The 314-nt window shown below is 59.6% G+C and carries 1 protein-coding gene; it reads right to left on the reverse strand.

Annotation, left to right across the window (positions count from 1 at the left end):
• Positions 1-314 (reverse strand): GYD domain-containing protein (locus ACWUKX_RS31045; protein ID WP_456010469.1); only part of this gene is annotated, 314 nt, incomplete at both ends.

A 314-nucleotide genomic window follows, 5' to 3' on the forward strand; every position in this document is an offset into this window, starting at 1 on the left:
CCCGGCGGGCGATACCGGATCGACTTTGCCTTCCCAAGCGCTTGCATCGTCTCTTCGACGCTTAGGAGGACGGTGGTCTCATACGAGCTGAGCGCCCCGCCCGCACCGATAGCCAGCATGACAGATGCCATCGAAACGTTGTCTGGCGCCTCCCATAGATTCCAGCCATCATGCTCTCCGAAGGCATACCAGAACCCGTGCAGCTTTCCGCCCACCGACTCGATGTAGGTGCGGGCTGCCTCGCGTCTATCCTCAGGGTTTTCGATCAAGCGCGCCCAGGTTTCGGGCGTATAGCTGAATTGCGTGAGATACAT

It is taken from the genome of Mesorhizobium sp. f-mel (genome assembly GCF_053850215.1).